The 12296-nt window shown below is 57.9% G+C and carries 8 protein-coding genes; 3 read left to right on the forward strand and 5 right to left on the reverse strand.

The window, feature by feature from the left end:
- Position 1 precedes the first annotated feature (1 nt).
- Entirely contained in the window at positions 2 to 289 is a 288-nt protein-coding gene (locus PH5382_RS18420) for a YiaA/YiaB family inner membrane protein (protein ID WP_058335854.1), read from the forward strand.
- 186 nt (positions 290 to 475) lie between these two features.
- Here the strand turns inward: PH5382_RS18420 and PH5382_RS18425 are convergent, their stop codons facing one another.
- Both PH5382_RS18425 and glyA read right to left on the reverse strand, forming a co-directional pair.
- Complete coding sequence (locus PH5382_RS18425) at positions 476 to 1018, reverse strand: RNA 2'-phosphotransferase (protein ID WP_058335855.1); 543 nt, start codon at positions 1016 to 1018, stop codon at positions 476 to 478.
- A gap of 81 nt (positions 1019 to 1099) precedes the next feature.
- Positions 1100 to 2395, reverse strand: coding sequence for a serine hydroxymethyltransferase (gene glyA / locus PH5382_RS18430; protein WP_058335856.1), 1296 nt, complete (start codon positions 2393 to 2395; stop codon positions 1100 to 1102).
- A gap of 189 nt (positions 2396 to 2584) precedes the next feature.
- Here glyA and PH5382_RS18435 point away from each other — a divergent pair, with 189 nt between their 5' ends.
- Positions 2585 to 3340: an NAD kinase gene (locus PH5382_RS18435; protein WP_058335857.1), complete on the forward strand. Its 756-nt coding sequence runs from the start codon at positions 2585 to 2587 to the stop codon at positions 3338 to 3340.
- A gap of 338 nt (positions 3341 to 3678) precedes the next feature.
- Here PH5382_RS18435 and PH5382_RS18440 read toward each other — a convergent pair whose 3' ends face one another.
- Together PH5382_RS18440 and prpE are read right to left on the reverse strand one after the other, a co-directional pair.
- The gene (locus tag PH5382_RS18440; protein ID WP_058335858.1) at positions 3679 to 5109 is read right to left on the reverse strand and encodes an amidase family protein; all 1431 of its coding nucleotides are present in this window, start codon (positions 5107 to 5109) and stop codon (positions 3679 to 3681) included.
- A gap of 173 nt (positions 5110 to 5282) precedes the next feature.
- Positions 5283 to 7175, reverse strand: a complete 1893-nt coding sequence (prpE, locus tag PH5382_RS18445) for a propionate-CoA ligase PrpE (RefSeq protein WP_058335859.1) — start codon at positions 7173 to 7175, stop codon at positions 5283 to 5285.
- Between the two features lie 741 nt (positions 7176 to 7916).
- Between prpE and PH5382_RS18450 the strand changes: the two genes are divergently transcribed.
- Entirely contained in the window at positions 7917 to 11729 is a 3813-nt protein-coding gene (locus PH5382_RS18450; protein ID WP_058335860.1) for an ATP-dependent Clp protease adaptor ClpS, read from the forward strand.
- Positions 11730 to 11844: 115 nt separating this feature from the next.
- Here the strand turns inward: PH5382_RS18450 and PH5382_RS18455 are convergent.
- Positions 11845 to 12296, reverse strand: a 452-nt coding sequence (locus PH5382_RS18455) for a DUF4376 domain-containing protein (RefSeq protein WP_058335861.1), incomplete at its 5' end; no start/stop codon positions are given.

The raw sequence follows: 12296 nt of genomic DNA on the forward strand, positions 1-12296 counted from the left end.
CATGATCAATGATCGTTCCGATAACGCCCTCATCACTCTTCTTAACATCGCCGGTGTTGTCCTTGCCTATGGGATGCTGGGCATCTCGCTCTGGCTGTCGACCGATGTGCCACTGGCCACCAAGGGCTATTGGGCCATGGGCATCCTGCTGCTGACGCTGAGCCTGATCAATGTGGTGAAATACCGGTTTGACAACCGCTCCAGCGAGGACCGGATCCGGCGCATCGAAGACGCGCGCAACGAAAAGATCCTCGAAGACGCATTGCGTGACCCCAAGTCCGAGGTCTGAGAAAAACAAAACCCTCGCCAAAAGCGCACAGCCCGCCTCTGCGGGCTGCCATGCCCAAGGCCTTTGGGACGGCATCTGCGATGCAGGCTCAGGGCGCGGGAGCCTTTGGCTTTGGGCGGCGCCTGACCTCAGCGTCAGGCGTCGCCCGTGTTAGGTGCTGTTCGTGTCAGCCGCCGTCAATCGGTATCAGTCAAGGTCGCTCGCCAGATAGCTGGGGGAAACGTGTTCACACAGCCAGACGCCATTTTCTGAAAGGTAAAACGCTTCTCCTGCGGCATGCATCTCGCCGGAGCTGACGCGCAGCACGACGGGTTTTCCATGCCGTTGGCCGACCCGGCGGGCGGTATCCGGATCTTTTGACAAATGCACATGTTGCCGACTGCCCTTCAGCAGGCCTTGGCTGCGAATGGCTTCCAGCGTCTGGCTGGCGGTGCCATGAAACAGCACTGCGGGCGGCACTTGGGGCGCAAGCTGCAGATCGACCTTGACGGAATGGCCTTGATTGGCGCGAACCCGCACCCCATCCTCGCTCAGGGCAAAACGTTTCTTGTCGTTGCTGCTCACCACCTCCTCAATCAGGGCGGGGGTGAGCTCGATCGCAGCCTTGGCAATCAACGCGTCTATTTCGGCCCAGCCATTCTCATCCAGCGTCAAGCCGATGCTTTGGGGTTGATGGCGCAGGATGAAGCTGAGGTATTTGCTGGTGGTTTTTAGAATATCTTTGGTCATGGGCTAAACGATAAAGGGCCGCCGCGAGAAGATCCAGCGGCGGCCCAAAGCTAGTTTTTTAAACCCGATTTTAGGCCCTGCTTACAGGTTGGGGTACAGTGGAAACTTGGCGCAAAGCGCGGAAACCTTGCCGCGCACTGCAGCCTCAACTTCTGCGTTGCCCTCTTCGCCATTGGCAGCCAGACCATCAACCACTTCGACGATCAGCTGAGCGATTTCACGGAACTCATCTTCACCAAAGCCACGGGTGGTTCCCGCAGGGGTGCCAAGACGGATGCCCGATGTTACCATTGGCTTTTCCGGGTCAAACGGGATGCCGTTCTTGTTGGTCGTGATATGGGCGCGGCCAAGGGCCTTGTCGACGATATTGCCGGTGACGCCTTTGGGGCGCAGATCCACCAGCATGACATGGGTGTCGGTCCCACCAGTAACGATATCCAGACCCCCTTTGATCAGCTCATCCGCCAGGGCCACGGCATTGGCACGGACCTGAATTTGGTACGCTTTGAATTCGGGGCGCAGCGCTTCGCCAAAGGCCACAGCCTTGCCGGCGATGACATGCATCAAGGGGCCGCCCTGGATGCCAGGGAAGATTGCCGAGTTCACCTTCTTGGCGATGGCTTCGTCATTGGTGACGATCATACCACCACGAGGGCCACGCAGGGTCTTGTGGGTGGTCGTGGTTGCAACATGTGCATGTGGGAAGGGCGAGGGGTGCTCGCCTGTCGCAATCAGGCCAGCGATATGGGCCATGTCGACCATGAAATAGGCACCAACTGAATCTGCAATCTCGCGGAACTTCGCAAAATCGATCTGGCGCGGGATGGCGGAGCCGCCAGCGATGATCAATTTGGGTTGGTGCTCGGTTGCGAGGGCCTGAATCTGATCATAGTCGATCAGGTTGTTATCTTCACGCACGCCGTAGTGGATCGCGTTGAACCATTTGCCCGACTGGTTGGGGCGCGCGCCATGGGTCAGGTGGCCACCGGCAGAGAGGTCCATGCCAAGGATGGTGTCACCGGGTTGGATCAGCGCCTGAAACACACCCTGGTTTGCCTGGGAGCCAGAGTTTGGCTGCACATTGGCAAAGCCGCAGTTGAACAGCTCTTTGGCGCGGTCGATCGCGAGGTTTTCAGCGACATCGACATACTGGCAGCCACCGTAGTAGCGACGCCCTGGATAGCCTTCGGCATATTTGTTGGTCAGCACAGAACCCTGTGCTTCCATCACGGCGGCAGAGACGATGTTTTCAGATGCAATCAGCTCGATCTCGTCGCGCTGGCGTCCCAGCTCGTCAGTGATGGCGCCAAAAAGCTCGGGGTCACGTTCAGCCAGGGGCTGGGTGAAAAAAACAGGGTCACGGGTGGTCACAGTCATGGTGGCTCCGTCAGATTGGAAGTGGTAGTTAAGATGCGGGTTTGGAGAATTTCCTATCGGAAACTTCATGGATCTTAAAGGCTGTAAAGCGGCAATTCCCTGCGACAGAACGGCAACTCTGGTCTTTGTAGGTCAGCTGTGCTTGTTTCGGAACGAAATGGCTCACACCGGAAACAGGGTTTAGGGACTATGAGAATCGCCTTTTTGGCCAGTAGCGCACCGGTGGCGCAATCGGCGCATAGTGTTTTGACCTCGCAGTACGGCAATACGACACCAGAACAGGCCGATGTGATCGTGGCCCTGGGAGGCGATGGTTTCATGCTCAAAACTCTGCATGAAACCGTGGATCTGGTGGCCCCGGTCTATGGGATGAACCGTGGCACGGTTGGCTTTTTGATGAACGAATACCACGAAGAGGGGCTGGTTGCCCGACTTGAGGCCGCCGAGGAAGAGATCATCAACCCGCTGTCCATGACGGCCATGGACCGGGCTGGCCATTGCCACAAGGCGCTTGCCATCAACGAAGTCTCTCTGCTGCGCGCGGGGCCACAGGCGGCGCGGCTCAAGATATCGGTGGATGGGCGCCAAAGGCTTGAGGAGCTGGTTTGCGATGGTGCACTGGTTTCAACACCTGCGGGATCCACGGCTTACAATTACTCTGCACATGGTCCCATCCTGCCGATCGGCTCTGATGTTCTGGCGCTGACGGCTATTGCTGCGTTTCGGCCGCGCCGCTGGCAGGGGGCCTTGTTGCCCAGCAGCGCCAAGGTCCGTTTCGATGTCTTGGAGGCGGACAAGCGACCGGTGATGGCCGATGCCGACTCGATTTCCTGCCCTGATATCCAATGGGTGGAAATCCAGACGGAACGCAGCATTCAGCACAAGATTCTGTTCGACCCCGGCCATGGTCTGGAAGAACGCCTGATCTCTGAACAGTTTACCTGACTGGGGATGGTGCCTCGTTTTTGTTGAAAGCCGAATAATATGAGATGCTTACGGATCTTTGGGTAGTCACATTATCGTGACGGGACTGGTTTCGCTATCCGCTTTCGTGGCATTCTGGACCAAGGGTAATTCCGGTTTTTGAGTGTGCTGCTTTGTGTTTTGCTAGGAATGTGCCTGTTTCAAGCCGGGTTTGCCGTCAGGCGGGCTTTAGGGCGACCTGTGAAAACAAGTCGGCCTGTGCACTGCGGCTGATTGTAGGATGCGGCGGGTAGTAAGTTTCCTTGGTTGGGAAAAAGCCGGGACTGGGAGACCATGTTCCGGCTTTCTTCTTTGCGTGACTACTGCATCAGATCCCAAAGATGCGGGCTGAACCGTCCTACGCGCTGTTCGATGGCAGCGCAGGCATCCACAGCCATGTCTTCGCGCCAGCGGCGTGCAACGATCTGTACGTTTATGGGCTGTGGCCCGGTCTCCAGCGGTGCCAGATGCGCAGGCACACAGCCGGCGGGCAGGCCAAGAAAGTTCATTGCATAGGAATAGACCGCACAGCCTAGAACTTCGTGCACGCCTTCAGCGCCTTCGGTGTCGCGGTCGGGCTTAAAGAAGGGTTGCGGCAGAAACGGTGTCAGTACCAGCGGATACTTTTGCATGAACAGGGCCCATTCGCGCGCGTAGTGGCTGCGTTTGGCCATCATCTCCAATAGTTCAGTGCCGACGAAAGGCGGAAACTCCTGAAAATAGACCTCAAAGATCTGGCGCACGGTATCGGATCCTGCGGCATCCACGTCTTGCTTCATCATCGCATAGACTTCGCCCATCAGGGCGCGATAGCCATTGCGGCCCGCCTCAAAAACATTGGGCGGCTCAATCTCTTCTACAAAGTAGCCGGCCTCAAGCAGGGCGTCACGGGCCACTTCCAGCGCCTTTTCCACCTCGGGGTGCAGGTCATAGCCATGGGTGTTGCGGGTAAAGGCCACCTTGATGGGGCCATCCAGCGGTGCACCACGCCAGGGCAGGGGGGCGTGAAAAGGGTCCCGGATATCTGGTGCAATCAGCGCAGGCATCGCCAGATGCAGATCCTGCGCCGAGCGGGTGATCAAACCCTGCACCGACATGGCCTGGGCCAGCATGCCACGTTCCGCCTTTTGGCTGGGATTCCAGGCTGGCACCCGCCCTAGGCCGGGCTTTACCGTGACAGCCCCGTTGGCTGCTGCCGGAAACCGCAGGCTGCCGCCAATATCGTTGCCATGGGCCAAGGCACCAATGCCTGCCATCACAGCCGCCCCGGCACCCCCAGAGGATCCCCCGGGAGAGATGTGCCTTCCCCATGGGTTATGGGTGCGGCCAAAGAGCGGATTGTCGGTATCGGCGCGAAAGGAAAATTCTGGCGTATTGGTACGGCCAATCACCACCGCGCCTGCCTTGTGCAGGTTTTCGACTACCGGGGCATCGGCTGGCGCAATGAGCTCCTTGAGCGCCATCACCCCGTTCGAGGTGGCGTGTCCCTTTTGGTCAACATTGATTTTGATGGTCACCGGCACCCCCTGCAGCGGGCCAGGGGCAGCACCTGCCTGGCGGGCCTTGTCCAGTGCTCGCGCACGGGCCAGGGCCTCGGTGCTCAGGTCTTCGACAACTGCGTTCAGGCTGGGGTTCACCGCCTGCATCCGTGCAATCGAAGCCTCTGCCGCCCGTTCGGCGCTGAGATCACCCGCACGGGTGAGGGTGGAAAGTTCGGTCGCGCTGAGGCGCCAGATATCATCTTGGTTCATAATGCTCATCTCCTGCGCGGCAGGGTAGAGCGGCAAAGCCCGGTTGCAAGTAAAACTCGGCGTGCACCGGCTGGCTTTTGGGCAGGAGCCCGATTTTTGCAGGCTTGTTCGGTGAAACGTGCGCGATGCGGTCAGAGAGCCCGCGAGGGCTCTCTGATCAGTTCTATAAGCTCTCAGCCTTTGGCGTAGCCGAGGCTTTGAAGGGCCACAGTTATCTCATCCAGAATCACCGGATCATCAATCGTTGCAGGCATCTTCCATGGGGTGTTGTCAGCAATATTGACCATGGTACCGCGCAGGATCTTGCCAGACCGGGTCTTGGGCAAGCGATCCACCACTACCGCTAGCTTGAAGGCTGCAACGGGGCCGATCTTTTCGCGCACCAGTTTGACCACTTCGGCCACGACCTCGGCTGGGTCGCGATTGACCCCGGCGTTGAGGCAGAGAAATCCGAGCGGCATCTGACCTTTAAGCTGGTCAGCAACACCGATCACCGCGCATTCCGCAACATCAGGATGGCCGGCGAGCACTTCCTCCATGCCGCCAGTGGACAGCCGGTGGCCCGCGACATTGATCACGTCATCGGTGCGCGCCATGATGTAGAGGTAGCCGTCCTCATCTTTCATGCCGGCATCGCCCGTCTCATAGTAGCCAGGGAAAGTGGTGAGATAGCTCTTCTTAAAGCGCGCCTCGGCATTCCACAGGGTCGGCAGGGTGCCGGGTGGCAGCGGCAGCTTGATCGCGATCGCGCCCAGCTCTCCGGCGGCGACGGGATGGCCGCCCTCATCAAGGATGTCCACCTCATAGCCGGGCATGGGCACCGCAGGGGAGCCGAGCTTGGTGGGCAGCTCTTCAATGCCAAGCGGGTTAGCGGCAATCGACCAGCCGGTTTCGGTTTGCCACCAGTGGTCAACCACGGGCACCTTCAGCTGGTTTTGGGCCCAGGTGATGGTGTCGGGATCGGCGCGCTCACCGGCAAGGTAGACCTGCTCAAGGCAGCTGAGGTCATATTTGCCGACAAACTCACCCTTGGGGTCTTCGCGCTTCACGGCTCTAAAGGCGGTCGGGGCGGTGAAAAAGCTCTTGACCTTATGCTCAGAGATTACCCGCCAGAAGGTACCCGCGTCGGGCGTACCAACGGGCTTGCCTTCGAACACAATGGTGGTGTTGCCGTGGATCAGCGGTGCGTAGCAGATATAGCTGTGGCCCACGACCCAGCCCACATCAGAGGCCGCCCAGAAGACATCGCCGGGATCGACGTTGTAGATATTCTTCATCGACCAGTTTAGCGCGACCAGCTGCCCCGCAGTGTGGCGAATAACGCCCTTGGGCTGCCCGGTCGTGCCAGAGGTATAGAGGATGTAGGAGGGGTGATTGCCCTCGACGGCGACGCATTCGGCAGGCTCAACCCCGTATTGGAAGCCATGCCAGTTGACGTCGCGGCCCTCGATCAGTTCGGCCACTTCCTGCTCCCGTTGCAGGATGACGCAGAAGTCGGGCTTGTGCTCGGCCAGCTCGATCGCGCCGTCCAGCAGTGGTTTGTAATGGACCACGCGCCCCGGCTCTAGCCCACAGGAGGCGGCGATGATTGCCTTTGGGGTGGCATCATCAATCCGCACCGCCAGCTCGTTGGCGGCAAAGCCACCAAAGACCACGGAATGCACAGCGCCAATACGCGCACAGGCCAGCATCGCCTCCAGGGCTTCTGGAACCATCGGCATGTAAATGATGACGCGGTCGCCCTTTTCGATGCCTTTTGCTCGCAGCGCCCCAGCCAGTGTGGCGACGCGATTGCGCAGCTCAACATAGGAGATTTCGCGTTTGGTATGAGTGATCGGGCTGTCATAGATGATGGCCGTCTGCTCCCCACGTCCGGCCTCTACGTGACGGTCTACTGCATTGTAGCAGGTATTGACGCGAGCATCAGAGAACCATTCGTACAGCCCTTCGCCTTTGTCTGTCAGCGCTTTGGTCGGGGCTTGAACCCAGTCGATTTCCTTGGCGGCATTCATCCAGAAGGCTTCAGGATCGGTTTTCCAGCTGGCGTAGACCTCTTGATAAGACATGGGCATCCTCCTCGCATCTCTCTGAGCAAAGAGTTATGCGCAAGCTTGGCACTACGGCAAGCGATCAAACAGACGCCGCGTCACAGGGACGCAATTTATTTGCAGAATTCTCAAATCGAGAGTGCTAATTTTTGCAAACTCTCTTGTTTTGGATATTTTCAGCACTGCCAAAGGGCGTTCAGCAAATTTGCAAACCTTCTGAAGCAAACTTCGGTCGGTTTGAGGCCCTGTCACGTAAGACTTGAACTAGTTGTAGCTGTAGCGGGACACTTCGTGTAGCGGGATGTAGCGGGACACTTCGCGTTGCAGTGCGGGACACTTCCCATTGCAGCAACTTATTTTTCAAAACTTAGGCCGCTTCGTTTCTTCCGACAAGAGAATTTTCGGAAATCTGGATGTCTGCTGGCAGCCCTTTCCAGACATTCGGACCAGGCGTAGCAATAAGTGACGCGCCTACGAGAGGGGCGGGATGCGGACCTTCGCTGCGCTCTCCACGAAGGTCAGCAACACGAACGAAGCAGAGCCTGTCGCGGATCGAGACCACTTTCTGCAACAGATTATTCTTCATCCTACGAGCGCATTTTTTGCCCGTTTTAATTGGACTGCTGACACGAACCAATGCTTAAAAGCTAACGCCTTGACATGAGATCAACCCAACCAAGCGAGGTTATTACTTTTAACCCTTTGCCGTCAGGTCATCTTGTCATTTTGCCGACGATGCAGACAAATTAGAAAGGCAATATGTTTACAGTCCATCCTAACGAGATCAAAGATTTCACGGGAGACGAGCTCGTCGAGTTGTTGCGCCGTCTTCTTTACGCCGAAGCCCGCAATGCTAACGTTCCGCTGAGAGGCGTGGACGTTCCGCTCCAAATCACCGTCGCCGATGGCGGACAGGACGCAAGAATTGCCTGGACCGGAGGCGCAAAATCAACAAATTTCCTCCCAAGCTGCGACATCACCTTTCAATGCAAGGCGAAGGACGGGGGCGACGCTCAGTGGAAAAAAGAGGTTTGGACCAAACCCACCCAAAAGAATAACGTTACGGCCAAAATTCTAAATGACTCTGTGCGGGATGTCCTCGCTCGCGGCGGTAGCTACATCGGCATTACTACCACGGCGCTCGTCGGCAACAAACCGGCCGATCGCGTCAACGCGATCAAGCAAGGTATCAAGACCGGCGGTGGTGACCCAACCAATCTCGCGAAGGGCGATGTATACGAGGGGAATAAGCTCGCCGCGTGGGCGAGCGCGCACCCCGGCGTCGCTGTCTGGATCAAGCAGCGGCACGCTGCGATCGACCTTGCTGGCTTCTCGACCATCGATCATTGGGGCAAACGCGCGGACATCGCCGCGCCACCGTTCATTGAGAGCCCTGACCGCCAATTCTCGCTCGGCGCCCATGAGGCCGATGCGATCGAGTTTTCTCAACTCGCCGAGCGCCTCTTCGTCGAATTGGAAGAGCCTGGGGCTTCCGTTCGCATCTGGGGTGCCTCAGGAATCGGCAAGACCCGAGCACTGTATCATGCGCTTCGCACTGGCTCTGGTCTACTCAAGGGACTTGCTGCCGCCAACTTTGTTTTCTGCGACTTTAGCCAGGTTGGAGACCGCCTCTGGGACGTAGCGAACCAGATCGTGAAGGAGGGCTCGGCCGCAGTTCTTGTCGTGGACGGATGCCCTCTCGATAAAGCTCGCGAATTGAACGCGCTCGCTCTTACTGAAGGTAGCCAGCTTCGCATCATCACCATCGGCGCCGACGGGCTCGAACATGATGATCAGTGCGTCATGGTTCGACCCTCCAAAGCCGATCGTACGACGATTAGGGGCATCCTTACGACCAAGCTAACCAAGGCCACGGCCGATGAACTTGACTATATCGCGGACCTTTGCGACGGGTTTCCTCGCATCGCTGTACTCGCCACCGAGAGCTACGAGAAAAAAGCGATCCTAAAGTCGGTCGACGATGTTGCACAGCAGATCATGGATGCGGTCGGTGCTGATCGCGAAACCGTGCGGGCGCTCGAATGCCTGTCGTTGTTCGACAGCCTTTTGCCCGATGAGGATCCAGCCGCCTTCGACAAACTCGCCGAGATGCTGGTTCATATGAAGGGTGAACTATTGTACGAGAATCTCGTCATCGCCACTCGGCAGCATCTGGTCGAACGCAATCATGGCGCGATGGTCGTTCAGCCCCGTCCGATCGCTAACTTCCTCGCGCTGCGCCGCCTCGATTATCTACGCCCCTCAACATTGGTAGCGTTTCTGGATAGCGCGCCGTGTCATCACAGAGACGCCATGCTCACACGCTGGCGCTTCCTCGCGCGGTCCCGGACGCTGAGCGAGGCCATCCATTTACTATTGCGCACACGGTTCGCTGGCGTAAACATCGTCCAATCCGACGTCGCGCCCTATCTTAATGCTTTCGTTCATGTCGAACCTGATCGCACAGGGACATCCCTAAACTGGGCGATTGCGCAAGTACCGCTTTCCGATGTCGAAAAAATTTACGTCACTGAAGAACTCGTTGACGCGCTGCGTCTTCTCGCCTCGCGCCAGAAGAGCTTCGGTCCTGCCGCGCAGATGGTTCTGCGTCTCGCGGCCGTCGCCCCTCTTGAGGGCTCACAGCCGATCTTGCAGCTATTACGCCAGCTCTTCCAGGTTGCGCTTGCAGGCTCGCAGGCTGATGATCGGCTCCGTCGTGTTGCCTTGGAGCAGGCACTGGACGAAGATGATCCGCGTATCCGCCGCGTTGGTGTCGAAGCGCTCGGAGCGATGATCCAAACCCATGTATCTCGGTCAGAACAGTTCGAGCAGGTCGGCGCTGAAGCCTATCACCCGGAATGGGTGCCTGCCGATCACGGCACTATCAATGCCTATTTCGACTGGGCTCTCAAACGTCTGCTCGAACTATGGCGCAAGGACATCGAACTGCGTCGGGTTATCGAAGAGCATGTCGCGGGCGACATCCGTAATCTCCTCTCGCCAAGTCTTTTGCCCACGCTTGAGATATTCGTCAAAGAAGTGATCGCGTACTCTGGTCATTGGTTTGACGCCACTCACGGGATCGGTGACTGGCTCTATTTCGATCGGCCCGAAGAACCGAATGAACTCTCGCTCGCTGTGCGAACGCTGTTCGACGCCACCCTACCGACCGACCCGGTTGATCTGGTCCGCCTCTATAGCCGCTTCTGGAGGGCAGACCTGCACGATCCCGCGAACCACTACAACAAGGACCAGGAGGACCCGGACTACGAATATTCGGCGCGTCGCGTGCAAGAACTTGCGCCAGTGATCGCGAGAAATCCGAAGCAGCTTTCCCGCGCCATCCACGCCATGGCGACGGAAGAGATGAATGCGCCACAGGACTTTGCGAACGCCTTGGCCCCGGAATTGGAGGACCCTTTGGATACCTTCGAGCAAGCCGTCACTGCCTTAGATGAGAGCGGCACACGGGCAGGCGTCAACTTTGTCGCCTCCCTTCTATCGGCCCTCGATTACCAACTTCGCAATAAGCCAGACGGCGTCGGTAAGCTTGAAGCCATTGCCAAGACATCGAAGGTCCTCGCTGCCAATCCGATGTATATTATGAACTCGCTCCGCGTCACTGATGATCGCCTCAACAACCTCGCGAACGATGTTCGCGACGGCAGAGTGACGTCGGCTCAGAGTGTCTCGGTTTCCTATGGACGTCGCCTCGAGGAAGTTGGTCACGCTGCCCTTTCAACGTTTATCGAGGCGCTCGTTGAGCGTGGCTCCGACGGAGGAGCATGGGCTGCACTCGAGATCTTGTCCATGTATACACATGGCCAGAAGATCCTTCCGCCCAAAATCGTCGATCTGGTAAAGGATACGATCCTTTCACCATCGATCGCCGAAGAAGCAGATGGCAATTCTACCATGGCCGATCATTCCTACGATCGATTACTCCGTTTGGTCGACGCCTCTGACGGGATCGACGACACCTTCGCTCGAAGGTTTGCCGATCAGCTTGTGTTTGCCTGCCGAACCTCAGGATCGAGACGCCGCGGTCTTCCGGAGGTGCTACGCGGTGCCCTCGATACTATAATTCAACGCGCTCCGGCTGCAGTCTGGCCTGTACTCGCAAGCTTTTACGAGATCGCAACACGGGTCGAACGTGATCGGATGAACGCCATCACTTCCGCTACCAAGCCCTTCGCAAGTAACCTCTCGCGCGTCGGCGCTGGAGCACTATTCGATATCCCGATCGAACTGTTGCTTGAATGGGCCGAGGTCGATCCGGATGGTCGCATTGCATTTCTCCTTACCTTCTTCCCGATACTCGAACAGAAGAGCGGTAAATGGACTTGGCACCCCGCGCTCCAGAACCTCGCTAACCTGTATGGCGACAGAAAGAGGTTCCGTGATGCTTTGCGCCAGCGCATATATCCCAGCTCTTGGAGCGGCTCGCTGAAACCACATCTACTGATCTTCACAGAGCCGCTCGCTTCTTGGAGTAGTGATGCGGTCCTCGGTGACTGGGCAGCTACAATGCTGGACGGTGTGAAGCGCTCTTTGGAGAGCGAAATCTATTGATGAGTTGATCCGGGAGCGGTCATTGGTTTTGCGTAATGCGAACGGCAGCAACGGGCCGTCCATGCCTTTGGGCGGTGTGCAGGGGATCTGATTTTCAGACGCCGCTAACCTCCCATTACTGGGAGGCGTTTAAAGCCGTTGTAAAGGCGGTTTGAAGGTCGAAGCCGGTCGGATCCGGGAGCGCCTCAACCTGCGTCTGGACAGCGCGTTCGGCTGAAAAGCAGGCTTGCACATGCGTCACGACAGCGGCGGCGGCGGCCTCAATCTGCGCTTGGGTCAGATCGGCCCAGCCCCCCGGAAACTTCCAGGCAACCGGCGCGGTCATCATGCCGTTTGCAAGGCTGTTCACGGCACCGGTGAGGGATACGCGGGTTGCCTGATCGGTCGGCAACGTGGTGCCGTCTGGCAAGGTGACCCCGCCGACCTCATTTTCCCACCGGATCCGGGCGAGGTCTTCCAGAAGTGTCGCGCGGCTGGCCGCGTTCTTTTCAGCGGCCGTGGTGATTGCGAGGGGCTTTGTTGCACAAATCGGTTTCTGAGGGGACTTCCCCTTTCCCCGGACGGAAT

It is taken from the genome of Phaeobacter sp. CECT 5382 (assembly GCF_001457775.1).
Lineage (GTDB): Bacteria > Pseudomonadota > Alphaproteobacteria > Rhodobacterales > Rhodobacteraceae > Pseudophaeobacter.

Coding starts and splice junctions, on each gene's coding strand:
- PH5382_RS18420 (WP_058335854.1), top strand. CDS start 2: ATGATCAATGATCGTTCCGATAACGCCCTCATCACTCTTCTTAACATC.
- PH5382_RS18425 (WP_058335855.1), bottom strand. CDS start 1,018: ATGACCAAAGATATTCTAAAAACCACCAGCAAATACCTCAGCTTCATC.
- glyA (WP_058335856.1), bottom strand. CDS start 2,395: ATGACTGTGACCACCCGTGACCCTGTTTTTTTCACCCAGCCCCTGGCT.
- PH5382_RS18435 (WP_058335857.1), top strand. CDS start 2,585: ATGAGAATCGCCTTTTTGGCCAGTAGCGCACCGGTGGCGCAATCGGCG.
- PH5382_RS18440 (WP_058335858.1), bottom strand. CDS start 5,109: ATGAACCAAGATGATATCTGGCGCCTCAGCGCGACCGAACTTTCCACC.
- prpE (WP_058335859.1), bottom strand. CDS start 7,175: ATGTCTTATCAAGAGGTCTACGCCAGCTGGAAAACCGATCCTGAAGCC.
- PH5382_RS18450 (WP_058335860.1), top strand. CDS start 7,917: ATGTTTACAGTCCATCCTAACGAGATCAAAGATTTCACGGGAGACGAG.